Origin of the sequence: Enterobacter sp. BWH52 (genome assembly GCF_001037565.1) — a bacterium.
GTDB classification, from domain to species: Bacteria; Pseudomonadota; Gammaproteobacteria; order Enterobacterales; family Enterobacteriaceae; genus Enterobacter; species Enterobacter hormaechei_C.
Genome location: NZ_KQ089854.1, coordinates 1,650,160 through 1,674,135 on the forward strand (window position 1 = coordinate 1,650,160; position 23,976 = coordinate 1,674,135).

21 protein-coding genes are annotated in these 23,976 nt (G+C 55.7%); 7 read left to right on the forward strand and 14 right to left on the reverse strand.

Going from position 1 to position 23,976, the window contains the following annotated elements:
• Window positions 1–145: 145 nt before the first annotated feature.
• Window positions 146–3,592, reverse strand: a complete 3,447-nt coding sequence (mfd, locus tag SK47_RS07765) for a transcription-repair coupling factor (protein ID WP_023315819.1) — start codon at window positions 3,590–3,592, stop codon at window positions 146–148.
• 145 nt (window positions 3,593–3,737) lie between these two features.
• Entirely contained in the window at window positions 3,738–4,811 is a 1,074-nt protein-coding gene (locus SK47_RS07770) for an acyltransferase family protein (protein WP_048243771.1), read from the reverse strand.
• Between the two features lie 256 nt (window positions 4,812–5,067).
• On the opposite strand from SK47_RS07770, the gene lolC reads away from it, so the two are divergent.
• Genes lolC through cobB form a run of 5 tightly spaced genes read left to right on the forward strand, consistent with a single transcriptional unit; the run spans window position 5,068 to window position 10,007 of the window.
• Window positions 5,068–6,267, forward strand: a complete 1,200-nt coding sequence (lolC, locus tag SK47_RS07775; RefSeq protein ID WP_017384712.1) for a lipoprotein-releasing ABC transporter permease subunit LolC — start codon at window positions 5,068–5,070, stop codon at window positions 6,265–6,267.
• A complete protein-coding gene (lolD, locus tag SK47_RS07780) occupies window positions 6,260–6,961 on the forward strand; it encodes a lipoprotein-releasing ABC transporter ATP-binding protein LolD (protein ID WP_015570809.1) in 702 nt (233 codons plus the stop codon). Before lolC ends, lolD begins: the two co-directional genes overlap by 8 nt.
• Entirely contained in the window at window positions 6,961–8,205 is a 1,245-nt protein-coding gene (lolE, locus tag SK47_RS07785) for a lipoprotein-releasing ABC transporter permease subunit LolE (protein WP_048243773.1), read from the forward strand. The genes lolD and lolE overlap by 1 nt, the downstream gene beginning before the upstream one ends.
• Before the next feature lie 54 nt (window positions 8,206–8,259).
• Window positions 8,260–9,171, forward strand: coding sequence for an N-acetylglucosamine kinase (gene nagK / locus SK47_RS07790; protein ID WP_047653650.1), 912 nt, complete (start codon window positions 8,260–8,262; stop codon window positions 9,169–9,171).
• 14 nt (window positions 9,172–9,185) lie between these two features.
• The gene (gene cobB / locus SK47_RS07795; RefSeq protein WP_022647760.1) at window positions 9,186–10,007 is read left to right on the forward strand and encodes a Sir2 family NAD+-dependent deacetylase; all 822 of its coding nucleotides are present in this window, start codon (window positions 9,186–9,188) and stop codon (window positions 10,005–10,007) included.
• Between the two features lie 34 nt (window positions 10,008–10,041).
• Here the strand turns inward: cobB and potD are convergent, their stop codons facing one another.
• The 4 genes from potD to potA are packed head-to-tail and all read right to left on the reverse strand — an operon-like array spanning window position 10,042 to window position 13,850.
• Window positions 10,042–11,076, reverse strand: a complete 1,035-nt coding sequence (gene potD / locus SK47_RS07800; RefSeq protein WP_022650796.1) for a spermidine/putrescine ABC transporter substrate-binding protein PotD — start codon at window positions 11,074–11,076, stop codon at window positions 10,042–10,044.
• The gene (gene potC / locus SK47_RS07805) at window positions 11,073–11,864 is read right to left on the reverse strand and encodes a spermidine/putrescine ABC transporter permease PotC (RefSeq protein WP_015570805.1); all 792 of its coding nucleotides are present in this window, start codon (window positions 11,862–11,864) and stop codon (window positions 11,073–11,075) included. Before potC ends, potD begins: the two co-directional genes overlap by 4 nt.
• Window positions 11,861–12,718 carry a spermidine/putrescine ABC transporter permease PotB gene (potB, locus tag SK47_RS07810; RefSeq protein ID WP_017693625.1) on the reverse strand — a complete coding sequence of 286 codons (858 nt, stop codon included), beginning with the start codon at window positions 12,716–12,718 and terminating at the stop codon, window positions 11,861–11,863. Before potB ends, potC begins: the two co-directional genes overlap by 4 nt.
• Window positions 12,702–13,850, reverse strand: coding sequence for a spermidine/putrescine ABC transporter ATP-binding protein PotA (gene potA / locus SK47_RS07815; protein WP_166714835.1), 1,149 nt, complete (start codon window positions 13,848–13,850; stop codon window positions 12,702–12,704). The genes potB and potA overlap by 17 nt, the downstream gene beginning before the upstream one ends.
• Window positions 13,851–14,087: 237 nt before the next feature.
• Here potA and pepT point away from each other — a divergent pair, with 237 nt between their 5' ends.
• Complete coding sequence (gene pepT / locus SK47_RS07825; RefSeq protein ID WP_048243776.1) at window positions 14,088–15,311, forward strand: peptidase T; 1,224 nt, start codon at window positions 14,088–14,090, stop codon at window positions 15,309–15,311.
• A 92-nt stretch (window positions 15,312–15,403) separates the two neighbouring features.
• Here the strand turns inward: pepT and SK47_RS07830 are convergent, their stop codons facing one another.
• From SK47_RS07830 to phoP, 3 genes are all read right to left on the reverse strand, one after another.
• On the reverse strand, window positions 15,404–16,525 hold the full coding sequence (locus SK47_RS07830; RefSeq protein WP_003857909.1) for a ribosomal protein uL16 3-hydroxylase: 1,122 nt from the start codon (window positions 16,523–16,525) through the stop codon (window positions 15,404–15,406).
• Between the two features lie 91 nt (window positions 16,526–16,616).
• A complete protein-coding gene (gene phoQ / locus SK47_RS07835; RefSeq protein ID WP_015570801.1) occupies window positions 16,617–18,080 on the reverse strand; it encodes a two-component system sensor histidine kinase PhoQ in 1,464 nt (487 codons plus the stop codon).
• Window positions 18,081–18,752, reverse strand: a complete 672-nt coding sequence (gene phoP, locus SK47_RS07840; protein ID WP_026094318.1) for a two-component system response regulator PhoP — start codon at window positions 18,750–18,752, stop codon at window positions 18,081–18,083.
• Window positions 18,753–19,146: 394 nt separating this feature from the next.
• On the opposite strand from phoP, the gene SK47_RS07845 reads away from it, so the two are divergent.
• Window positions 19,147–19,539, forward strand: coding sequence for a hypothetical protein (locus SK47_RS07845; RefSeq protein ID WP_022650801.1), 393 nt, complete (start codon window positions 19,147–19,149; stop codon window positions 19,537–19,539).
• Between the two features lie 86 nt (window positions 19,540–19,625).
• Here the strand turns inward: SK47_RS07845 and purB are convergent, their stop codons facing one another.
• The 5 genes from purB to rluE are packed head-to-tail and all read right to left on the reverse strand — an operon-like array spanning window position 19,626 to window position 23,961.
• The gene (gene purB, locus SK47_RS07850) at window positions 19,626–20,996 is read right to left on the reverse strand and encodes an adenylosuccinate lyase (RefSeq protein WP_022650802.1); all 1,371 of its coding nucleotides are present in this window, start codon (window positions 20,994–20,996) and stop codon (window positions 19,626–19,628) included.
• Window positions 20,997–21,015: 19 nt separating this feature from the next.
• On the reverse strand, window positions 21,016–21,645 hold the full coding sequence (hflD, locus tag SK47_RS07855) for a high frequency lysogenization protein HflD (protein WP_006809213.1): 630 nt from the start codon (window positions 21,643–21,645) through the stop codon (window positions 21,016–21,018).
• A 27-nt stretch (window positions 21,646–21,672) separates the two neighbouring features.
• On the reverse strand, window positions 21,673–22,785 hold the full coding sequence (mnmA, locus tag SK47_RS07860; protein WP_032628201.1) for a tRNA 2-thiouridine(34) synthase MnmA: 1,113 nt from the start codon (window positions 22,783–22,785) through the stop codon (window positions 21,673–21,675).
• Window positions 22,786–22,825: 40 nt separating this feature from the next.
• Complete coding sequence (locus tag SK47_RS07865; protein ID WP_022650804.1) at window positions 22,826–23,299, reverse strand: NUDIX hydrolase; 474 nt, start codon at window positions 23,297–23,299, stop codon at window positions 22,826–22,828.
• Entirely contained in the window at window positions 23,299–23,961 is a 663-nt protein-coding gene (rluE, locus tag SK47_RS07870; RefSeq protein ID WP_022650805.1) for a 23S rRNA pseudouridine(2457) synthase RluE, read from the reverse strand. The genes SK47_RS07865 and rluE overlap by 1 nt, the downstream gene beginning before the upstream one ends.
• Window positions 23,962–23,976: the final 15 nt, after the last annotated feature.

Sequence of the window (23,976 nt, forward strand, 5' to 3'; positions counted from 1 at the left end):
TATGATAATCCATACAAATGATAAGGTTATTGTTTTATAAGGCGTTAATGATAATTATGGCGAATGTATAGTCGGGAAGATCGGGCGAAGTGCAAAGAGTTTGTAAATTGTCCCCCCGCCAGCCGGGCGCTGGCGGGGGAAACCGTTATGCGATGGCGTTCTCTTCCAACTGACGCATAAAGTTACGCACCCAGTCCATGCGGGTTTTACGTTCCGTCAGATCCTGAGTAAATTTCAGACGCGTAGGGCCATCAAGACGGAAATGCTGCGGCTGTTTTTGCAGGAGGCCAATCAGCCACATCGGATCGACGTGGTTCTTTTCGGCAAACTCAATTACGCCGCCTTTCTCATTGCCTTCAAGTTTGCGAATGCCCAGCTTCTGCGCCTGCTGACGCAGGCGGGCAATATCCAGCAGGTTGCGCGCCGCATCGGGCAATATCCCAAAACGGTCAATCAGTTCGACTTTGATCTCTTCCAGCTCGCCTTCGCTTTTCGCGCTGGCAATGCGTTTGTAGAACGACAGACGGGTATTCACGTCAGGAATAAAATCATCCGGCAGCAGGGAAGGCATGCGCAGTTCCACTTCGGTCTGCTGGCTGGTGAGATCTTCCAGAGACGGTTCACGTCCGGCTTTAAGCGCGTCGACGGCATTTTCCAGCAGCTCCATATACAGCGAGAAACCGATGGTTTCCATGGAACCGCTCTGGTCTTCACCCAGCAGCTCACCGGCGCCGCGGATCTCAAGGTCGTGGGTCGCCAGCGCAAAGCCAGCGCCCAGATCTTCCAGCGAGGCGATCGCTTCCAGACGCTTTTGCGCGTCGGTGGTCATTGCCTTCGGATGCGGCGTCAGCAGCCAGGCGTAGGCCTGATGGTGCGAACGCCCGACCCGCCCGCGCAGCTGGTGCAGCTGGGCCAGGCCGAAGTGATCCGCCCGTTCGATGATGATGGTGTTCGCCGTCGGAATGTCGATTCCGGTCTCAATGATGGTGGTACACACCAGCACGTTGAAACGCTGGTGGTGGAAATCGTTCATTACCCGCTCCAGCTCGCGCTCGCGCATCTGGCCGTGACCAATGGCGATGCGCGCTTCCGGCACCAGCTCTGCCAGCCTGTCGGCGGCTTTCTGAATATTTTCAACGTCGTTGTACAGGTAATAGACCTGGCCACCGCGCAGCACTTCGCGCAGGATCGCCTCGCGCACCACCAGATTGTCGTACTCGCGAACAAAGGTTTTCACCGCCAGACGGCGCGCCGGTGGGGTAGCGATTATCGACAGATCGCGCATGCCGCTCATCGCCATGTTCAGGGTGCGCGGGATCGGCGTTGCGGTCAGGGTCAGAATATCGACGTTGGCGCGCATCGCTTTGATGCGCTCTTTGTGGCGCACCCCGAAGCGGTGCTCTTCGTCGACGATCAGCAGCCCCAGATCTTTCCACTTCACGTCACTTTGCAGCAGCTTGTGAGTGCCGATCAGAATATCAATTTTGCCTTCACTTGCCTGTTCCAGGATCTGCGTCTGCTCTTTGGCACTGCGGAAGCGGGACAACATTTCGATACGTACCGGCCAGTTGGCGAAGCGGTCGCGGAAGTTGTCGAAGTGCTGCTGGGCAAGAAGGGTGGTCGGCACCAGCACCGCCACCTGCTTGTTGTTCTCAACCGCCAGGAAAGCGGCGCGCATCGCCACCTCGGTTTTACCGAAGCCCACGTCGCCGCAGACTAAGCGATCCATCGCCAGCGGCTGGCACATGTCGCTCAGCACGGCGTTGATGGCCTGGGCCTGATCCGGCGTAGTTTCAAACGGGAAGCTGTCGCAGAACAGCTGGTACTGCTCTTTATCATGCTTAAACGCATACCCCTCTTTGGCCGCACGCTGAGCGTAAATATCCAGCAGCTCGGCGGCCACGTCGCGCACTTTTTCCGCCGCTTTCTGGCGTGCACGCGCCCAGGCATCGCCGCCCAGCTTGTGCAGCGGCGCATTCTCTTCCGCGCCCCCGGCGTAGCGGCTGATCAGATGCAGGGACGACACCGGAACATACAGCTTGGCGTCGTTAGCGTAGGTCAGCATCAGGTATTCACCTTTGATGCCACCTGCTTCGAGGGTGGTCATCCCCTGATAGCGACCCACACCGTGTTCCAGGTGAACAATCGGCTGACCGGGGTGCAGTTCGGCCAGGTTGCGGATCAGGGTGTCCGGGTTGATGGTGCGACGGCTGTCCTGACGACGGCGCGCGACGCGCTCGCCCAGCAGGTCGCTTTCACATATCAACGCCAGGTTATTGAGCGTATCAATGAATCCGTGTTCGGCGGCGCCGATCATCAGGTAACGGCCATTTCCGGTCGCTTCGCTCAGGCGAAGAATACGCTTTGGCGCGACTTTGATCCTTCCCAGCAGTTCGCCCAGCGCTTCACGGCGACCTTCACTTTCAACGGAGAAGACCACCGGCCCGGTGAAGGACTCAAGAAACTTGCGCAGATTATCGAGCGGGGATTTCTGCTGCGCCTGAACGGCCAGGTCAGGCAGCATCCGGAAGGCGAGGTTAGTGTTGGCGGCCTTATCGGCAAGCGAATCGGTTTTGAGCTGCATACGCGGCCAGCGTTTCAGCTCGGCGTTGAGCTCGTCGGTACGCAGCCACAGCATTTCCGGCGGCAGCAGCGGACGCATCGGGTCAACGCCCCGGTTTTCAAAGCGGGCGCGCGTTTCGCTTTCAAAGCGGCTGGCGCTGGCGTCGATATCCCCGGTGTTAACAATCAGCGTATTTGCCGGGAAGTAGCTGAACAGCGCCGGCAGCGGTTCGTTAAAGAACAGGGGCTGCCAGTACTCGATCCCGGCCGGAAGGGTGCCTTTGCTGACCTGCTGGTAGATATGTTCGGCATCACGCTTCACGTCGAACCTGTCGCGCCACTGGCTGCGGAACAGTTCGATGGCGGTTTTATCCGTCGGGAACTCATGGGCGGGCAGCAGATTAATAGAGTCCACTTCCTCCAGCGTGCGCTGGGTGTCGGCGTCGAACACGCGCAGGCTGTCGATCTCATCATCGAAGAAATCCAGACGGTACGGCTGGTCGCTGCCCATCGGATAGAGATCAAGCAGCGCACCGCGCGTCGCGTATTCGCCGTGCTCCATCACCTGATCGACATGTCGATAGCCGGCTCCATCCAGCTGCACGCGCAGGGCATCGCGCGACAGGCGCTGGCCTTTTTTCATCACCAGCGCATGGCCGTGCAAATAGCTGTGCGGGCAGACGCGCTGCATCAGGGTATTCACCGGCACAATCAGCACGCCGCGCTGCATGGTGGGGAGCTGATACAGCGTCGACAGGCGCGAGGAGATGATCTCCTGGTGCGGAGAGAAACTGTCGTAGGGAAGCGTTTCCCAGTCGGCCAGGCTGAATACCAGACTGTCGGTGAACTGACGAATTTCGTCGTGCAGGCGCAGGGCGTTTTGCATGTCCGGGGCAACCAGCACCACCGGCCCTGGATGCCGCTCGGCAATTTCCGCCACCAGCGTGGCGCAGGCCGCGCCTGTCAGTTCGCCCAGCTGGCGTTGGTCACCTGCTTTTACAGGCAAGGAAAAACGATAGTGTTCAGGCATGGCTATGTCAGAGTCTCTTGGGGATATACCAACAGTATTGGGGCATATCACTGATACGCAATGTCTTTATTATCCTCGATCGTTATGCATAAGCAAATCGTAACCGCACAAGAGGGAAAGTGCCCCCGGATGGGGGCCGAGGAGATTAACGGGTAGCAGTCTGTGGAGAAAGCCGCGCGGGAGGGGAGAAGAAAAGGTCGCCAAAGAGGGCGGTTGAGAGCTTACGTGCCCCCAGCCCAACCAGCGTGCAGACGAGCAGGCTGATAAACGGATAGACCAGAATCAGCGTTAACTCCGCCCAGATCGGCCAGTACGCCGCATTCATTTCGCGAATCAGGAGCAGGCTAAACGCCTCAATTAAAATGCGGTGGGTGGTATAAATCGCGATGGTGTTTGAACCGATGACGTTCAGCAGATTATTGGGATGAACGGCATAACGCTGCTCGAAGCTGTAAAAGAGCTTCATGATGACTACGATCGACAGCAGTGAGAGCGGCAGAGGAACATTAGCGAACCACAGCACTACCGACACCGCGCCAGAGGCGAGAAGTACCAGCCAGCTGCGGCGCAAATTCATCCCTTTCATCCACGCCATCAACTGCGCGCCGTACCATGCGCCGAGGCTGTAGTAGATCATGTTGCGCACCACGCTGTTCATTCCCCACCACGGTAACGGCAGGAAGTTGATGGCGATGCTTGCCAGCGCCAGAATCCCCAGCATCGGCAGTTTCCAGCGGCTCAGCAGCTTACAGAGCGTAAAGTAGACCACTAACGCGTACAAATACCACAGGCTGGTGCTGGCCGTGAGCATTCCCAGTACAAACCCTGAAACGGAATCGGCGTAGGCCGCATTGGATGCTGTCGCCAGTTCTCGCTCGGGGGCGAGCCAGGCATTCAGATGGGTCAGCGCCTGCCATTGCAGGACGCCCCACAGGGCCAAAACCCAGACGATGCTCCAGATCCGCTTGTCGAGACTGGTGCGCCAGTTCACCTCGTCGATATAACGACGGATCAAATAGCCGGAGATAAAGAAAAACACCGGCATACGGAACGGGGCAAGGTAACGATTAAAGTAGACCCAGCATTTGGCGAGCAGGCCCGATAACGGATGCTGTAGCCCGTCAAGGTGAGGATAAAAGGTGATCACCGAGTGGTAAATTACCACCAGGCAGATGCACAGGCCTTTTATCTGGTTAATCCATAATGCTTTTTGTTTCATGGTGCGTGACGACCTTGTTGCCATAAACGAAACGCCGATTGTTGTAAAATGAAGCCCTGATGTAATGGGTAACAGTCTGTATCAGGACGATTTTCGGAAAAGGTGGAGGCTGTCTGGCGGAAGTTCAGTCAGTAGCATGATGATTTATCTGAATTTTTCGGAAAAATGATTACTGAATCTTACGGTTTCAGTCATTTACGCTTAACGGATTCGCTTATATACTCGTGGGTCTGCTATCAGCAAACAGACGGATTTCATGTATCAACCTGTCGCACTCTTTATAGGCTTACGTTACATGCGTGGGCGCGCCGCGGACCGCTTCGGTCGCTTTGTCTCCTGGCTTTCGACTATTGGCATTACGCTTGGCGTGATGGCACTGGTGACGGTGCTTTCCGTCATGAACGGCTTCGAGCGCGAGCTGCAAAACAATATCCTGGGGCTGATGCCGCAGGCCGTTCTCTCTTCCACTCAGGGTTCCGTTAATCCGCAACAGCTGCCGGAAAGCGCGGTGAAGTTACAGGGTGTCACGCGCGTTGCGCCGCTCACGACGGGCGATGTGGTGCTGCAAAGCGCCCGTAGCGTGGCGGTCGGGGTGATGCTGGGTATCGATCCCGCGCAAAAAGATCCGCTGACGCCGTTCCTGGTCAATGTGAAACAAACCGACCTGGAAGCGGGTAAATACAACGTCATCCTCGGCGAGCAGCTTGCCGGGCAGCTCGGGGTCAACCGTGGCGATCAGCTGCGCGTGATGGTGCCGTCAGCCAGTCAGTTTACGCCGATGGGGCGTCTGCCAAGCCAGCGCCTGTTCAACGTGATTGGCACGTTTGCGGCGAACAGCGAAGTTGATGGTTACCAGATGCTGGTGAACATTCAGGACGCCTCGCGTCTGATGCGCTACCCCGCGGGAAATATTACCGGCTGGCGTCTGTGGCTTGATGCGCCGCTGAAGGTGGATACCCTCAGCCAGCAGACGCTACCGGAAGGGACGAAATGGCAGGACTGGCGCGACCGGAAAGGCGAACTGTTCCAGGCCGTGCGCATGGAGAAAAACATGATGGGGCTGCTGCTGAGCCTGATCGTGGCCGTTGCCGCGTTTAATATCATCACCTCGCTCGGGCTGATGGTGATGGAGAAGCAAGGCGAAGTCGCCATTCTGCAAACCCAGGGGCTGACTCCGCGCCAGATCATGGCGGTATTTATGGTCCAGGGTGCCAGCGCCGGCATCATCGGCGCGCTGCTCGGCGCGGCGCTGGGGGCGCTGCTCGCCAGCCAGCTCAACAATCTCATGCCGATTATCGGCGCGCTGCTTGATGGCGCGGCGCTGCCGGTGGCTATCGAGCCGCTCCAGGTGGTCGGTATTGCGCTGGCCGCGATGGCCATTGCGCTGCTTTCTACGCTTTATCCTTCCTGGCGGGCTGCCGCCACTCAACCCGCTGAGGCTTTACGTTATGAATAAGATCCTGTTGCAGTGCGACAACCTGTCCAAACGCTATCAGGAAGGCACTGTGCAGACCGACGTGTTGCACAATGTGAGTTTTAGCGTGGGCGAAGGCGAGATGATGGCGATTGTCGGCAGCTCTGGCTCCGGTAAAAGTACGTTGCTGCACCTGCTTGGCGGGCTGGACACGCCAACCGAAGGCGATGTGATCTTCTCCGGGCAGCCGCTGAGTAAAATGTCGTCTACGGCGAAAGCCGAGCTGCGTAACCGTGAGCTGGGTTTTATCTACCAGTTCCACCATCTGCTGCCGGACTTTACGGCGCTGGAAAACGTCGCAATGCCGCTGCTGATTGGTAAAAAGAAACCCGCGGAAATTAATGCCCGCGCCAGCGACATGCTAAAAGCGGTAGGGCTGGGTCATCGCGGGAATCACCGTCCGTCTGAGCTTTCCGGCGGTGAGCGTCAGCGTGTGGCCATCGCCCGTGCGCTGGTCAACAACCCGCGCCTGGTGCTGGCGGATGAACCGACAGGTAACCTCGATGCGCGTAACGCAGACAGCATTTTCCAGCTTCTCGGCGAACTGAACGCCGCGCAGGGAACCGCGTTTCTGGTGGTCACCCACGATTTACAACTGGCTAAGCGGATGGGGCGTCAGCTGGAAATGCGCGACGGTCGTCTGAATGCTGAACTGACGCTGATGGGAGCGGAGTAATGGCTTCACCGTTATCGTTACTCATCGGGTTACGCTTTAGCCGCGGTCGTCGCCGGAGCGGGATGGTATCCCTTATCTCCGTGATCTCCACCATCGGTATCGCCCTGGGCGTGGCGGTGTTGATTGTGGGCTTAAGCGCCATGAACGGCTTTGAGCGTGAACTGAATAACCGCATTCTGGCCGTTGTCCCTCACGGTGAAATCGAGCCGGTTAACCAGCCGTGGTCCAACTGGCAGGATGCCCTGAACAAAGTGGAAAAGGTGCCCGGTATTGCGGCGGCTGCACCTTACATTAACTTTACCGGGCTGGTAGAGAGCGGGGTAAACCTGCGCGCCATTCAGGTGAAAGGGGTAAATCCTCGTCAGGAAGAGCGTCTGAGCGCGCTGCCGCGCTATGTGCAAAATGGCGCATGGGCAAACTTTAAGGCCGGCGAGCAGCAGATTATCATGGGCAAAGGCGTTGCCGATGCGCTGAAGGTGAAGCAGGGCGACTGGGTCTCGATCATGATCCCGAACGCCAGCGCTGATCACAAATTGCAGCAGCCTAAGCGCGTACGTCTGCACGTCACCGGTATTTTGCAGCTGAGCGGCCAGCTCGATCACAGCTTCGCGATGGTGCCGCTGGAAGATGCACGCCAGTATCTGGATATGAGCGACAGCGTGACGGGCATTGCCATTAAGGTTAACAACGTCTTCAACGCCAATAAACTGGTGCGTGACGCTGGCAGCGTGACCAATAACTATGTCTACATCAAAAGCTGGATCGGCACTTACGGGTATATGTACCGTGATATCCAGATGATCCGCGCGATTATGTATCTGGCGATGGTGCTGGTTATTGGGGTGGCGTGTTTTAATATCGTCTCGACGCTGGTGATGGCCGTTAAGGATAAGAGCGGCGACATCGCCGTGCTGCGTACCTTAGGGGCGAAAGACGGTCTTATTCGCGCCATCTTCGTCTGGTACGGTTTACTGGCGGGGCTGTTTGGCAGCCTCTGCGGCGTGGCGATCGGCGTGGTGGTTTCCCTTCAGCTGACGCCGATTATCAACGGGATTGAAGCGCTTATTGGCCATCAGTTCCTGTCAGGCGATATCTATTTTATTGACTTCCTGCCGTCTGAACTGCACTGGCTGGACGTTATTTATGTGCTGGTTACAGCACTTTTACTGAGTCTGCTGGCAAGCTGGTATCCGGCGCGTCGCGCTAGCCGAATTGATCCGGCGAGGGTATTAAGTGGCCAGTAATTTCGTCATGGTTTAGCGGTCTTTTGGCCGCTGAATCAAACAGAGGAATGCATCATGTATTACGGATTTGATATTGGCGGCACCAAGATTGCGCTCGGCGTGTTCGATAAAGATCTTAAGCTACAATGGGAAACCCGCGTACCCACGCCGCGCGAAAGCTACGATGAATTTTTAACCGCCATTGCCGCGCTGGTGGCGCAAGCGGATGAACGCTATGGCGTCAAAGGCAGCGTTGGCATTGGTATTCCGGGTATGCCCGAAACCGACGATGGCACGCTGTACGCGGCCAACGTGCCTGCCGCCAGCGGCAAACCGCTGCGCGCCGATCTCTCTGCTCTCCTTAAGCGCGACGTGCGCTTAGATAACGATGCCAACTGCTTCGCGCTCTCTGAAGCCTGGGATGATGAATTCCGTCGCTACCCGCTGGTGATGGGGCTGATCCTCGGAACGGGCGTCGGTGGTGGGATTGTCATTAACGGTAAGCCCATTACCGGGCGCAGCTATATTACCGGCGAATTTGGCCATATCCGCCTGCCGGTGGATGCTCTGGAGGTCGTCGGACGTGATTTCCCGCTGACCCGCTGCGGCTGTGGGCAGCACGGCTGTATTGAGAACTACCTGTCAGGCCGCGGGTTTGCATGGCTTTACGAACACTTCTATCATCAGAAACTTGAGGCCCCTCAAATCATTACCCTGTGGGAGCAGGGGGATGCGCAGGCGCGTGAGCACGTCGAGCGCTATCTGGATCTGCTAGCGGTGTGTCTGGGGAATATCCTGACTATCGTCGATCCGGATCTGCTGGTGATCGGGGGAGGGCTGTCAAATTTCACTGCGATTACGGAACAGTTGTCCGGGCGTCTGACCCGACATTTATTGCCGGTCGCCCGCGTGCCGCGCATTGAGCGTGCGCGACACGGGGACGCAGGAGGCATGCGCGGAGCCGCATTCCTTCATCTCACCGATTAGTTTACGAGGTTATTATGCTGTCGCGTCGCCAGGGTCGACTCAGCCGTTTTCGCAAAAATAAACGCCGCTTACGTGAACGCCTGCGTCAGCGGATCTTTTTCAGAGACAGGATGATGCCAGAAGCGATGGATAAACCCAGAGTGGTGGTGTTGACCGGGGCGGGGATCTCCGCCGAATCCGGTATTCAGACTTTCCGCGCAGCGGATGGACTGTGGGAAGAACACCGAGTTGAAGATGTGGCGACGCCGGAAGGTTTCGCCCGCGACCCGGCGCTGGTGCAGGCGTTCTACAACGCCCGCCGTCGCCAGCTTCAGCAGCCGGAGATTGCGCCGAATGCGGCGCACCTGGCGCTGGCAAAGCTGGAGGAAGCGCTGGGGGATCGTTTTCTGCTGGTCACGCAGAACATCGACAATCTTCACGAAAGGGCCGGAAACCACAACATCATTCACATGCACGGCGAACTGCTCAAGGTGCGGTGCGCCTGGAGTGGTCAGGTGCTGGAGTGGAAAGAGGACGTGCTGGACGAAGACCGCTGCCACTGCTGTCAGTTCCCTTCGCGTCTGCGTCCGCATGTGGTCTGGTTTGGCGAAATGCCGCTGGGAATGGATGAGATCTACAGCGCCCTGGCCATGGCGGACGTCTTTATCGCCATTGGTACTTCGGGACATGTCTATCCGGCGGCGGGATTTGTTCACGAAGCGCGACTTCAAGGTGCCCATACGGTGGAGCTTAATCTGGAGCCAAGCCAGGTCGGGAGTGAGTTTGAAGAGAAACATTACGGTCTGGCGAGCGAGGTGGTGCCAGCCTTTGTGGATAAACTCCTGAAGGGGCTATAAGAGTAACGGGCGACATTGCGTCGCCCTTTATGCATTAACGGCCTGCTTTTAGCTTCTGATAATATTCTTCATACAGGCGGCTCGCGTCACCGACGTCGTTCTGCCATTCCCCTTTGCTGATGGTTTCAGCGTCCGGATAAAGCGATTTATCATTTGCCACTTCAGGGCTTAAAAGCTTCCGCGCGGCCAGGTTTGGCGTCGGGTAGCCGATAGTTTCCGCCACCTCTTTTGCCACATCCGGGCGCAGCAGGAAGTTGATCAGCTTCAGGGCACCCTCGACGTTTTTCGCATTCGCCGGGATCGCGAGGCTGTCCATCCAGAAGATGCCGCCCTCTTTCGGCCAGACCACCTCAAGCGGCGTCCCGGCCTGACGCGCCACAAACGCAGAGCCGTTCCAGACCATCCCCAGATTCACTTCACCTTCCATATACGGGTTAGCCGGGTTATCCGAGTTGAACGCCGCCACGTTTGGCATCAGCTTTTTCAGTTCGTTATACGCTGCTTCGATCTCTTTCGGATCGGTGGTGTTGCCGGAATAGCCGAGTTTACGCAGCGCCACCTGGAACACTTCGCGCGCATCGTCGGTTAACAGCAGGCTGCTTTTGTATTCCGGCTTCCACAGGTCAGCCCAGGATGAAACCGTTTTGGGATCAATGGCATCGCTGTTGATGCCAATTGCCGTCGCGCCCCAGATGTACGGAATGGAGTAGTCGTTGTTCGGGTCGAACGGCTTGTTTAGCATCTCAGGATCGAGGTTAGAAAAATTGGTTAGCTTCGTTTTGTCGATCTTCTGGATCATGCCTTCTTTGCGCATCTTGTCGACGAAATAGGTCGACGGCACCACCAGGTCATACGCGCCATCTTTATAGGTTTTAAGCTTGGCGTACATGGTTTCATTCGACTCGTAGGTCGAATAGATCACCTTGATGCCTGTCTCTTTGGTGAACTGCTCCAGCAGGCCCGGCGGCACATACTCGGTCCAGTTGTAGAAATAGAGCGTTTTGCTGTCATCAGCATGCGCAGCGCCCATTCCGAGCACCAGTGCCGCAGCGGCAAGCATTTTTTTCATTTCTGTGTCCCCTGAGATTTTGTTTTATCACGAGCAATAACCTGGCTGGCAATCACCAGAACCAGCGATAACACCAACAGAATAGTCGCCAGCGCGTTCACTTCGGGTGAAACACCGACTTTAACCATTGAGTAGATCTTCAACGGCAGAATTTCATAGCTCGGCCCGGTGACGAAGGAGGACACGACCACGTCGTCCATCGACAGGGTAAAGCTGAGCAGCCATCCTGCTGCCACGGCGGGCATCGCCAGCGGCAGAATGATTTTGCGCAGAATGGTCATCTCGCTGGCACCCAGATCTTTCGCCGCTTCCAGCATGCGAACGTCGAACCCTTTCAGACGCGCGTAGACGGTTACCACCACAAACGGCAGACAGAAGGTGATATGCGAGAACAACAGCGACCAGAAACCGAGCTGGACGCCCAGCAGCATAAACAGCACCAGCAGTGAAATGGCCATCACGATATCCGGGGACATCATCACCACAAACAGCATACCGCTGACGAACGGCTTACCGCGAAAACGGTAGCGGTACAGCGCCACGGCGGTCAACGAGCCAATCAGCGTCGCGAAGGTGGCAGAGAATACCGCCATCGTCAGCGAGTGCTGAGCGGCCTGTAGCAGGCTGTCATTGTTCATCAGCAGGCCATACCATTTGGTGGTAAACCCTTGCCAGTTGATCCCGAAGCGCGAGCTGTTAAAGGAGTTCACGATCAAAATGATTATCGGAATATAAAGATACGCATAAATGGCGGTCATAAAACCACCGCGAAGCAGTCGACCGATCATTCCAGCTCCACCTTCTTATTCAGCAGGCGTGAGGCACGCCAGTAAACCAGCAGCATCAGCCCCATCACCACCGTCAGCGTTATGCTGGTGGCCGAGCCGAACGGCCAGTCGCGAATGTTAAGGAACTGGCTCTTAATCACGTTACCGATCAGCAGGTTTTTCGCCCCGCCCATCAGGTCCGAGACGTAGAACAGCCCCATCGCAGGCAGCATGACCAGCAGACAGCCGGCGATAATACCCGGCATGGTCAGCGGAATAATGATGCGGACAAAGGTTTGTAACTTACTGGCGCCCAGGTCTTTAGCTGCTTCCAGCAGCGGTTTATCGAGCTTTTCAATGCTGGAGTAGAGCGGCATCACCATAAACGGCAGCAGGATATAGACCAGGCCGACAATCACCGCGCCCGGGGTGAACATGATGCGGATCGGCGTCTCGATCACCCCCAGCCACAGCAGAAACTCGTTCAGATAACCTTTGGTGCTGAGGAAGATTTTCAGCCCGTAGATGCGGATTAACGAGTTGGTCCAGAACGGCACAATCAGTAAAAACAGCAGCAGCGGCCGCACTTTTTGCGGCAGGCGGGCCAGGAACCAGGCGAACGGATACCCCAGTACCAGGCAGGCGAGGGTGGCAATCAGCGCCATATTGAGCGAGTGCAGCAGCACGTCAAAATAGAGCGGATCGAGCAGGCGCGCGTAGTTGTCCAGCGTAAAGACCATCGCCACGAAGTTCGCGTCGTCGCGGGTCAGGAAGCTGGTCACGATGATCATCAGGTTGGGAAGAAAGACAAACAACACAAGCCAACCGACGATCGTGGCAATCACCACATTCTGGAACTTACTTGTGTTCTTCATCAGCCAGTACAACCTCCCAGCTTTCTACCCAGTTGATGACCATTTTCTGATCCAGCGAGTGGTCGAAGTCCGGATCGTCCTCGTTAAAGAATTCGCTGACCATCACCATTTTGCCGTTTTCCAGTTCGACCACGGATTCGAGGGTCATCCCTTTGTAGTTACGTTCGCGAACGTAACCGATCAGACCTTCGACGTCAGCCGTGTCGTGGATCTCATCAACGCGGAGATCTTCCGGGCGCAGCAGGACGTTGAGCCTTTGCCCCTTTTCCACGGCAAAGTTCACCGTGATGTTGCATTCGCGGCCTTCCACGTTCGCGCGCACGCGCTGCTCGTCCAGACGCTCAATCACCGTGGCGTTGAAAATATTGATTTCACCAATGAAGCTGGCGACGAACAGGTTTTTCGGCTCTTCGTAAATTTCACGCGGGGTGCCATCCTGCTCAATCTTGCCGTCGCGCATCACCACGATACGGTCTGACATGGTCAGGGCTTCTTCCTGATCGTGCGTGACAAACACGAACGTAATGCCGAGCTTACGCTGAAGTGCTTTCAGCTCGTTCTGCATCTGCTTGCGCAGCTTGTAGTCCAGCGCGGAGAGGGATTCATCCAGCAGGAGCAGGCGAGGTTTGTTGACCACGGCGCGGGCAATGGCCACACGCTGCTGCTGACCACCGGAAAGTTGATGAGGCTTGCGCTGGGCGAATGCCTCCAGCTGCACCATGCGCAGGGCTTCGGTAACCCGAGGCGGGATCTCGCTGGCCGGTGTTTTTTGCATCCGCAGGCCAAACGCCACGTTCTCAAACACGGTCATGTGCGGGAACAGGGCATAGCTCTGGAAGACGGTATTGACGTGGCGATCTTCGGCAGGAACCTGGGTAATGTCCTGGTTCTCAAGATGGATATGGCCGTTATCGACGCTTTCCAGCCCGGCGATAAGGCGCAGGACGGTGGTTTTGCCGCAGCCGGAGGGGCCGAGCAGCGTGAGAAACTCACCGTCATTGATGGTCAGATTAAGGTCGGAAATGACATCTTTGCCATCGAAACTTTTACGAATTCGTTCCAGTTGCACCAGCGGTGAAAGGGAACGGGGTTGTGTATTCAATTTTCGCGCTGTCCCATATAGACGCCTCAGGCAGCAGACTGAAGCGGGGTTTGTGTGTAACCACCTTGGTGACTCGTAATGAGGGCGGACATTCTACGGCAAACCCATTGAATCGCCAATCCTTCTCACTTATTCATAAGCTACATTTATTAACGCAGAACGATATAAACGTAAAAAGTTCTCGTTTGCGGGATAAAAGTGACCTGACGCAATATTTGCGTTTTGCTGCTTAATGATAATGTTGTCACAAAAAGTGAGGGTGACTGCATGGATAAACTACTTGAGCGTTTCTTACATTACGTTTCGCTGGATACCCAATCTAAGCCGGGGGTCCGACAGGTGCCAAGCACCGAAGGCCAGTGGAAGCTGCTAAATCTGCTGAAAGAGCAGCTGGAGGCTATGGGGTTGGTTGACGTCACGCTCAGCGAAAAAGGGACCGTGATGGGAACGCTGCCGGCGAATATTGACGGCAATATCCCGGCAATTGGCTTTATTTCTCATGTCGATACCTCACCTGATTTTAGCGGTAAACACGTTAATCCGCAGATTGTTGAAAACTACCGCGGCGGTGATATAGCACTGGGCATTGGCGACGAAGTGCTGTCGCCAGTGATGTTCCCGGTACTGCATCAGCTGCTGGGGCAGACGTTAATCACCACCGACGGCAAAACCTTGCTGGGGGCCGATGACAAAGCGGGCATCGCCGAGATCATGACGGCGCTGGCGGTGCTGAAGGGCAAAAATATCTCGCATGGCGATATCCGCGTGGCCTTCACGCCGGATGAAGAGGTTGGAAAAGGCGCGAAACACTTTGACGTTGAGGCGTTTAACGCGCAATGGGCCTACACCGTTGACGGTGGCGGCGTGGGTGAACTTGAGTATGAAAACTTCAACGCGGCATCGGTAACGATCAAAATCGTCGGGAATAACGTGCACCCGGGCTCTGCGAAAGGAGTGATGGTGAATGCACTGTCGCTGGCTGCGCGTATTCATGCGGAAGTGCCCGCCGAAGAAAGCCCGGAGATGACGGAAGGGTATGAGGGTTTTTATCATCTGACCAGCATCAAGGGGACCGTGGACAGCGCGCAGATGCACTATATTGTCCGCGATTTCGACCGCAAAGCCTTTGAAGCGCGCAAGCGTAAGATGATGGAGATCGCGAAAAAAGTCGGCAAGGGGCTACATCCGGATTGCTATATTGAGCTCATCATCGAAGACAGCTATTACAATATGCGCGAGAAGGTGATGGAACATCCGCACATTCTTGATATCGCCCAGCAGGCGATGCGCGATTGTGACATCGAGCCGGTGATGAAACCGATCCGTGGTGGAACCGATGGTTCACAGCTGTCGTTTATGGGCCTGCCGTGCCCGAACCTGTTTACCGGTGGATATAACTACCACGGCAAGCATGAGTTCGTGACGCTGGAAGGGATGGAGAAAGCGGTGCAGGTGATTGTGCGGATAGCGGAGTTAACCGCGAAGCGGTAAAAAAAGCCCGGTGGCGCTTCGCTTACCGGGCCTACAGGAACGGCTTTTGTAGGCCGGGTAAGGCGTAGCTGCCACCCGGCAAACATCATGGTTCAGTCCTCAAAAAACCAGTACCCGCTGTTAACCAGCGCGGCCAGCATGGCGAGGAAGGAGGGATCGTCCAGCGCGTCGCCAAAGGTATCCGCAGTCAGCACCATATGGCTGGCAATTGCTTCCAGCGCCGGGCGATGCGGAGAGTCCAGGCGCTCGCCGTTGACGAATACCTCTTCGCCAATGCGCAGTACACGTAATCCGCCCAGACGAACCAGCTTATCGCCCTGCTGGAGCGCATCATAAATTTCATCTGCCTGATAAGGCGGCTCTGGCGGTGCGACGTCCAGTTCGTGACGCGACTGGCTGATAAACTCGCCAAACCACTGTCTGAAGTGCTCCGGTTCGTTGATCAGATCCAGCATCATCCCGCGCAGCTTATCCAGCTCCTCTGGCAGAATATCCGCCGGATGCTCACGCGCCGGAACGTCCGGATCGCTGTAACGGTAACTGCCCAGCTCACGCTGTAAAACATAGTCAGCAAATCCGCTGATCATCTCGCGCCCGCTTGGCGCGCGGAAACCAACCGAATAGTTCAGCGAGTTTTCCAGGGAATAACCTTCATGCGGGAAGCCCGGTGGGATATAAAGAATGTCACCTGGCTCCAGCTCTTCATCAATGATCCCTTCAAACGGATCAACCTGGAGCAGATCCGGGTGCGGGCAGTGCTGTTTCATTGGCACTTTTTCGCCCACGCGCCAGCGACGGCGACCGGTACCCTGAATGATAAACACGTCGTACTGATCCAGATGCGGACCCACGCCGCCACCGGGAACGGAGAAGGAGATCATCAGATCGTCCATTCGCCAGTCTGGCAGGGCGCGGAAGGGACGCATTAAGGCTGCGGTAGGTTCGTGCCAGTTGTTGACCGCCTGCACCAGTAAAGACCAGTTGTTTTCGCCCAGGTGATCGTAGCTTTCAAAGGGACCGTGGCTGACCTGCCATTTCCCGTCCTGGTGGCTTACCAGACGGCTGTCTACCTCGTTTTCCATCGCCAGACCAGCGAGTTCGTCAGGAGAAATAGGGTCGATAAAATTGCTGATCCCGCGTTTAAGAACGACCGGGCGTTTTTGCCAGTAACGTTCAATAAAGTCGGGCCAGTTAAGCGTTAATTGATAATCCATATTTATGTATTCCGCAGGCTCTTACTGAGTCGGATTATAACGGAAGCCCCGCTCCCTGGCTGCGAGATCCGCGTATTTTTCACATTCCGGGTCAACTATCGTTCGATACGGGATGCTGGCGGCCAAAAATGACTTCCATCCGGGCTCCGCCCAGCAAACTTTCACCGGTTTCAATCTTGCCCTCGTACTGATCGACAATTTCCCTGGCGACGGATAATCCGACGCCCTGGCCTGGCCGCAGCGTATCGGCGCGCTGGCCGCGATCGAACACCACTTCGCGTTTATTACGGGGAATGCCAGGACCATCATCCTCAACGATAATATGCAGTTCGTTATCCGTTACCCGCGCGGAAACCTCGACAAACTCCAGACAATATTTGCAGGCGTTATCGAGCAGGTTTCCCATCACTTCCATAAAGTCATTCTTCTCGCCAACAAAGCTAATTTCCGGTGAGATATCCAGACTGATGTTGACCCCTTTACGCTGGTACACCTTGTTCAGCGCCGAGGTGAGGTTATCCAGCAGCGGGGCTACCGGGTGCAGTTCACGGCTCAACAGAGCGCTTCCGGAGCGCATGCTCGCGCGGTGCAGGTAATAGCCGATCTGCTGTGAAATACGGCTGATTTGTTCCAGCATCACCGGCTCTGCATCATCCACGCTCATTTTGGAACTGCGCATGGAACGCAGGGTACTCTGCATCACCGCCAGCGGGGTTTTCAGGCTGTGCGTAAGGTCGGTGAGCGTCGTGCGATACTTGTCGTAGCGTTCACGTTCGCTTTTCAGCAGGCGGTTGAGGTTGCGCACCAGGCTGGTCAGTTCGCGCGTAGTTTCCGGGTTCAGCTTCTCGCGGTGATGTTCCTCCAGCTCGCGTACCTCTTTGGCAAGGGATTCAATCGGGCGGAGGCTCCACCATGCAGCAACCCACAGGAGAGGGATCACCAGCAGCAGGTTGGCAGCCAGAACATACACAAACCAGTTCCATACCATATATGAGCGTTTCAGCTCAACCGGGATGGTATCGATCACCACAATGGTTAACTGCGGCATGTTCAGGGTGGCGGGATAAAGGTTGATGGCCACAGAGTGGGTCATCTCCGTGTCGTCATCTTCGGCACGGATCTCATTAAGCTTGATCTGTAAGGCGCGATCGTCACGCAGCAGGCTGCTGGTGGAGTTGAGATCGGCTTCTATTTCATGAAAACCGTTGGTTTTCAGCCATTCCGGACGGATGCGCTTTTTCAGCCACGGGACATCGCGCTGGGCCCACAGCAATTTCCCTTTTTCATCGTAGATCAGCGCCAGCGTCGGGCTCTGCTGATTCAGGTTTTCCGGCATCTCGACGGTAATTCGGTTGTTCTCCCACTTCGCCAGGGTATAAAACAGGTTACTTTCGCCGCGAAGCAGGCGGAAGGTGGTTTTATCGAAGCTCACGCTATACCCGACCAGCGCCACCATCCCGTAAGAGAGCGACAGCACCAGCACGACGGCGGCGGTTGCCAGCAAAAAGCGAACCCGCAGCGAAAGGGGTAAAATGTGACGCAAAATCCCTTTCATTTAGCGTAATTCAAACAGGTAGCCCTGACCACGCACGGTGGTGATCACGTCATGCGGGTACTGCGCCTGAATTTTTTTACGCAGGCGGCCCATCAGCACGTCAATGGTGTGGCTTTCGCGCAGTTCGGCATCCGGATAGAGCTGAAGCATCAGGGAATCTTTGCTCACCACTTTACCGTTGTTACGGATCAGCGTTTCCATGATGGTGTATTCGAATGCGGTCAGCTTGATCACTTCATCATTAATAGAAAATTCGCGGCGGGAGAGATCCACCTGGAATGGCGGCAGAGAGATCACCTGCGACGCCAGCCCGCTGTTGCGGCGCAGAAGCGCCTGCATACGCGCGGCGACTTCTTCAATATGGAAGGGTTTGGTCACGTAGTCATCCGCGCCAGCGCTCAGGACTTCAACCTTGTCCTGCCAGCCTTCACGGGCAGTTAGCACCAGCACCGGCAGGGAAACGTCATGGCTACGCCAGCGGCGGATAAGGGACAATCCGTCTTCATCCGGTAGCCCTAAATCGACAATGGCGATGTCCGGCAGGTGTTCATTGAGATAATAATCGGCCTCTTTTGCGTCTTCAGCATCGTCCACCTGATGACCCATCTCCTGAAGTTGAACTTTCAGGTGATGACGTAGCAATGCGTTATCCTCAACAACCAGTACGCGCATCATCACTTCTCCCTTTATAAATGGTATGAATAGTTTAACGCTGATTATTCAGGTTGACACCAGCGCGATGAAATTAAATGATTTTTTTGCATGCTCCAGAACACAGGGGGCATGACGCCAGGCGCGGGTAATATAAACGGACTTGTTTTCGCAAGCTTCTGCAATCCGGATAAAACAGCCATCCGTTTATGAAATGTTGAAGGCGAGTCGCTTTTTTGACAGAAGGGTCACGCCAGTTTTGTAAAGATTGCCCTTTTTTTTGTAAGGATGTTCTCACTATGTCTGCCTTTGTCTACGCTTATTTTATGGTGCGAAATTAGATTTGCATAAGATGTGCCAGAAAAGCAGCATTTTTACACGACAAAACAGCAATATAGCGAGTAAAGAGGGTTTTATGGAATGGAAGGTTGTTGAGACTATTGCGAGCCCGGAAAGCGGAACTATCTTTTGCAAAGTTGAAACACAGTATGGCCTGAATTATATCCTGTGGTTAAAGGGAGATTATTACGTTCGTACAGGTGAAATCATCACCACCTCAAACCAGGGGATCCTGATTAACGATCGACGCCGTAGAGTATGGATAGCGCAGGCAATGCCCTTTACATCCATAGGCTGGATGGGGTTCAAACAGAAAAACGCGTGTCCAGGCAACCGGCAAGAGATGGATCGTCCGTGCACGGCTGAAACCCCGTGCCAGTTCAAACTGTGCCCGTTCGGCTTAAAACGATATATTCCGGAAAGTTATTCCACGACGAAAATTAACAACCATCCTGACGGCAGGCTTTAATCCCGGCAAAACAGGTAATGTGACGTGAAAACATCAACTCGATGATGAAAAACAGCCCCCTTTCCGGGTGGAAAGGGGGAAGGCGATTACTTCAGCTCGTCAACCATAGTGATGGCACGGCCAATATAGTTTGCCGGGGTCATCTCTTTCAGGCGCGCTTTTTCTTCTTCTGGCAGCGCCAGACCGTCGATAAACTGTTTCATACCTTCAGCATCAACGCGTTTACCGCGGGTCAGCTCTTTGAGTTTCTCGTACGGTTTTTCAATGCCGTAACGACGCATCACGGTCTGAATCGGCTCCGCCAGCACTTCCCAGTTGTGATCCAGCTCGTCCAGCAGACGGTCGCGGTTAACTTCCAGTTTGCTCACACCTTTCAGGGTGGACTGGTAGGCGATCAGCGCGTAGCCAATACCTACGCCCAGGTTACGCAGCACCGTGGAGTCAGTCAGGTCGCGCTGCCAGCGGGATACCGGCAGCTTGCTCGCCATATGCTGCAACACGGCATTCGCCAGACCCAGGTTACCTTCGGAGTTTTCGAAGTCGATTGGGTTCACTTTGTGCGGCATGGTGGACGAACCGATTTCCCCGGCGATGGTTTTCTGCTTGAAGTGGTTCAGGGCGATGTAACCCCATACGTCACGATCGAAGTCGATCAGGATGGTGTTGAAGCGCGCAATGCAGTCAAACAGCTCGGCGATGTAGTCGTGCGGCTCAATCTGGGTGGTGTACGGGTTCCACTGGATCCCCAGAGAGGTCACAAACTCTTCGCTGAACTGGTGCCAGTCCACTTCCGGGTACGCGGCGATGTGGGCGTTGTAGTTACCCACCGCGCCGTTGATTTTGCCGAGGATCTCAACCTGCTCCAGCTGACGATACTGGCGTTCCATGCGGTACGCCACGTTCGCCATCTCTTTACCCATGGTGGATGGGGTTGCAGGCTGGCCGTGAGTACGGGACAGCAGCGGAATGTCGCGGTATTCCACGGACAGCGCTTTCACCGCATCAATGATTTTACGCCAGTAAGGGAGTACCACCTCTTTCCGCGCGGTAGAGAGCATCAGCGCGTGAGACAGGTTGTTAATATCCTCAGACGTACAGGCGAAGTGAATAAATTCAGATACCGCGTGCAGGGCAGGGACGCATGCCACTTTCTCTTTCAGAAAGTATTCAACTGCTTTCACGTCGTGGTTGGTGGTGCGTTCGATGGTTTTAATGCGCGCGGCATCTTCTTCGCTGAACTCAGCAACGATTTTATCAAGGTAATCGTTTGCCTTTGCGTCAAAAGCAGGAACTTCCTTGATTGCTGTCTGGGCGGCCAGCTTTTGCAGCCAGCGTACTTCAACCTGAACACGGAACTTCAGCAGGCCATATTCGCTGAAGATCCCGCGCAGCGCGCTGACTTTATCGCCGTAGCGTCCATCGACAGGGGATACGGCGGTCAGTGAGGATAATTCCATAATTCGCAACTCCGGGAGGTTAACAATGAGCAAGAATTTGTTTTGCCTGAGTCGTCAGGCGATGACGAGAAAACATCAACTGTAGGCGGCCACCGCCGACCTGTTGCCACAGCACGGCGGCACGGATGCCTGCCAGCAGCGAAGCGCGTACCTTCGCCTGTACCTGTGGGCTTTGCAATACGGCAGGCGAACCGGTGACCTGAATACGCGGGCCGAGCGGGCTAATCACGTCAACGTAGATACCGGCCATCGCGCTCAGCAGGGTCTCAGACTGGAGGTCAAAGTGGTCGAGCTGGCGCTGTAGCCCGGCGATGCGATCGCCCAGGGTATTCATTGCGCCTTTTGCCGCGTTCAGCTTACGTTCCAGCACCATCAGGCTTAAGGTGTAGCGGGTCAGTTCCGCATTCAACCCCTGACGGTTGCTGGCGTTGAGCACGCCGAGCAGAGTTTCAAGACCGAGACGAAGATTGGTTTCACTGCCGCCAAAGACGCCCAGCGTGGAGCCTGGGTTGAGGTCGATAACGCTGTTAAGTGAAACGTGCAGGGCGTCAGCGTCGCAATGACCCTGATGCGCCAGCTGTTGCACCAGACGGGCTGACTGGCAAATTCCCGCCAGCGCCAGGGTGATGTCGTAATAGTTCTTCGCCACACGGTCTCCTTTATGTGTGCAAACGGTTTAAACAGCAGGCAGCGGCAGGCGCTGTTCAATGATCCCACCGCCGAGGCAAATTTCGCCGCTGTAGAAAACAGCAGACTGGCCAGGGGTAACGGCGGAAACCGGCTCGTCGAAACGCACGTCAATGCGATCGTCATCCAGTGCGGTTACGGTGCAAGGGATGTCCGTCTGGCGATAGCGCGTTTTCACTGTGCAGCGCAGCGTGCCTTCCAGCGGCTCGCGATCGACCCAGTGCAGCTGTTGCGCGATCAGTCCAACGGACATCAGGCGCGGGTGGTCGTGACCCTGAGCCACAACCAGAATATTGTTTTCGACGTCTTTGTCGACCACATACCACGGATCTTCGCTGCCCTCTTTGGTGCCGCCGATACCCAGACCTTTACGCTGGCCGAGAGTGTGGTACATCAGTCCCTGGTGCTGACCAATCTCATCACCGTCAACGGTGACGATTTTGCCCGGCTGTGCAGGCAGGTAGCGCCCCAGGAACTCGCGGAATTTACGCTCGCCGATAAAACAAATACCGGTGGAGTCTTTTTTCTTCGCGGTGATCAGATCCAGATCTTCAGCAATCTTACGCACTTCCGGCTTTTCCAGCTCGCCGACCGGGAACAGACTTTGGGCAATCTGTTCGTGGCTCAGCGTATAGAGGAAGTAGCTCTGATCTTTATTGCCGTCCAGGCCGCGCAGCAGCTGGCTTTTGCCATTCACATCCGCGCGACGCACGTAGTGGCCAGTCGCAATGTAGTCTGCGCCCAGGTCTTCCGCAGCGAATTCCAGGAAGGCTTTGAATTTGATCTCTTTGTTGCACAGGATATCCGGGTTTGGCGTGCGGCCCGCTTTGTACTCTTCGAGGAAGAGTTCAAAAACATTGTCCCAGTATTCTGCGGCAAAGTTAACGGTGTGCAGTTCGATGCCGAGCTTATCGCACACGGCCTGCGCATCGGCGAGATCCGCAGCGGCAGTGCAGTATTCCTCGCCATCGTCTTCCTCCCAGTTCTTCATGAACAGGCCCTCCACCTTATAGCCCTGTTGCTGCAACAGGTAGGCGGAAACGGAGGAATCGACACCGCCGGACATGCCGACGATTACTTTTTTCTGGCTGTTATCTGACATGGAATACTCACGACATTGAACTTCAAGGCGGCGTATTCTATCACGCCCCCCCACCATTGACACCCTCTGTAAACGGCCAGTTAAATTCTGCAATGACATCCAGCGGCAGGCGCGCCGTAGACTGCCAGCAGCGGATGCTTTCCGCAACCAGTGGCGAGCGCAGGTTTGGCGCGTTCAGGATCTCCTCTGCGGTCACCCACAGGCAGCGATCGATATCGTCGTCGTGCGGTTCAGTGGCGCACGTTTCGTTAAGCTCAACGGCGAATAAAAAGCGCAGGAAAGGTGTCTGGTCAGGCGCTATCCACTGATGCATACGGATAAAGTGCTGCGGTTCGGCGCGGATACCCGTCTCTTCCCAGAGCTCGCGTTTCGCTGCCTGCAATAAGGTTTCATTAGCTTCAAGATGCCCGGCTGGCTGGTTCCACAGCGCTTTGCCGTTAATGGTCTCTTCCACCACCAGGAATTTCCCCTGCGCGTGGACCACGCAGGCGACCGTAACATGAGGTTTAAACATCAGTTCTCCTTAGGGGTAACATCCCGCCATTCCCCGTTTGCCAGCGAGTCCAGCGTATAGCTGCCCATGGCGTAGCGAATGAGTCGCAGGGTAGGGAAGCCCACATGCGCAGTCATGCGCCTGACCTGTCGGTTGCGGCCTTCATAAAGGGTGATTTTAAGCCAGCTGGTAGGAATGGATTTACGCTCACGAATCGGCGGGTTGCGCGGCCACAGCCACTCGGGTTCATTCACACGTTCAATACCAGCCGGCAGGGTGGGACCGTCGTTCAGCGTTACGCCGTTGCGCAGCTTTGCCAGCGACGCGTCGTCCGGCTCGCCTTCAACCTGCACATAGTAAATTTTTCCGGTACGTTTGCCCGGCTGAGTAAGCCTGGCCTGGAGCACGCCGTCATTGGTAAGGACCAGCAGCCCCTCGCTGTCGCGATCCAGGCGTCCCGCTGCGTAGACTCCCTGTACGGGGATAAAGTCCTTCAGCGTGCTGCGCCCGGCCTCGTCGGTAAACTGCGGCAATACATCGTAGGGTTTATTGAACAGTATGACCCGCGTTGGCTGGGGTTCTGGCGTTCTTCTGGTGGCTTGTCGTGAGCTGAATCGCTCAACCCGGTGTTTTCTAAAAGAAGTTTTCGTCATGGTATTTTCAGGCGTTATCAATTGCCGCATTATAGCCTAATAACG

Excerpts from the sequence above, each read along its gene's own strand:
- mfd (WP_023315819.1), bottom strand. The coding sequence starts at position 3,592 with ATGCCTGAACACTATCGTTTTTCCTTGCCTGTAAAAGCAGGTGACCAA.
- SK47_RS07770 (WP_048243771.1), bottom strand. The coding sequence starts at position 4,811 with ATGAAACAAAAAGCATTATGGATTAACCAGATAAAAGGCCTGTGCATC.
- lolC (WP_017384712.1), top strand. The coding sequence starts at position 5,068 with ATGTATCAACCTGTCGCACTCTTTATAGGCTTACGTTACATGCGTGGG.
- lolD (WP_015570809.1), top strand. The coding sequence starts at position 6,260 with ATGAATAAGATCCTGTTGCAGTGCGACAACCTGTCCAAACGCTATCAG.
- lolE (WP_048243773.1), top strand. The coding sequence starts at position 6,961 with ATGGCTTCACCGTTATCGTTACTCATCGGGTTACGCTTTAGCCGCGGT.
- nagK (WP_047653650.1), top strand. The coding sequence starts at position 8,260 with ATGTATTACGGATTTGATATTGGCGGCACCAAGATTGCGCTCGGCGTG.
- cobB (WP_022647760.1), top strand. The coding sequence starts at position 9,186 with ATGCTGTCGCGTCGCCAGGGTCGACTCAGCCGTTTTCGCAAAAATAAA.
- potD (WP_022650796.1), bottom strand. The coding sequence starts at position 11,076 with ATGAAAAAAATGCTTGCCGCTGCGGCACTGGTGCTCGGAATGGGCGCT.
- potC (WP_015570805.1), bottom strand. The coding sequence starts at position 11,864 with ATGATCGGTCGACTGCTTCGCGGTGGTTTTATGACCGCCATTTATGCG.
- potB (WP_017693625.1), bottom strand. The coding sequence starts at position 12,718 with ATGAAGAACACAAGTAAGTTCCAGAATGTGGTGATTGCCACGATCGTC.
- pepT (WP_048243776.1), top strand. The coding sequence starts at position 14,088 with ATGGATAAACTACTTGAGCGTTTCTTACATTACGTTTCGCTGGATACC.
- SK47_RS07830 (WP_003857909.1), bottom strand. The coding sequence starts at position 16,525 with ATGGATTATCAATTAACGCTTAACTGGCCCGACTTTATTGAACGTTAC.
- phoQ (WP_015570801.1), bottom strand. The coding sequence starts at position 18,080 with ATGAAAGGGATTTTGCGTCACATTTTACCCCTTTCGCTGCGGGTTCGC.
- phoP (WP_026094318.1), bottom strand. The coding sequence starts at position 18,752 with ATGCGCGTACTGGTTGTTGAGGATAACGCATTGCTACGTCATCACCTG.
- SK47_RS07845 (WP_022650801.1), top strand. The coding sequence starts at position 19,147 with ATGGAATGGAAGGTTGTTGAGACTATTGCGAGCCCGGAAAGCGGAACT.
- purB (WP_022650802.1), bottom strand. The coding sequence starts at position 20,996 with ATGGAATTATCCTCACTGACCGCCGTATCCCCTGTCGATGGACGCTAC.
- mnmA (WP_032628201.1), bottom strand. The coding sequence starts at position 22,785 with ATGTCAGATAACAGCCAGAAAAAAGTAATCGTCGGCATGTCCGGCGGT.
- SK47_RS07865 (WP_022650804.1), bottom strand. The coding sequence starts at position 23,299 with ATGTTTAAACCTCATGTTACGGTCGCCTGCGTGGTCCACGCGCAGGGG.
- rluE (WP_022650805.1), bottom strand. The coding sequence starts at position 23,961 with ATGCGGCAATTGATAACGCCTGAAAATACCATGACGAAAACTTCTTTT.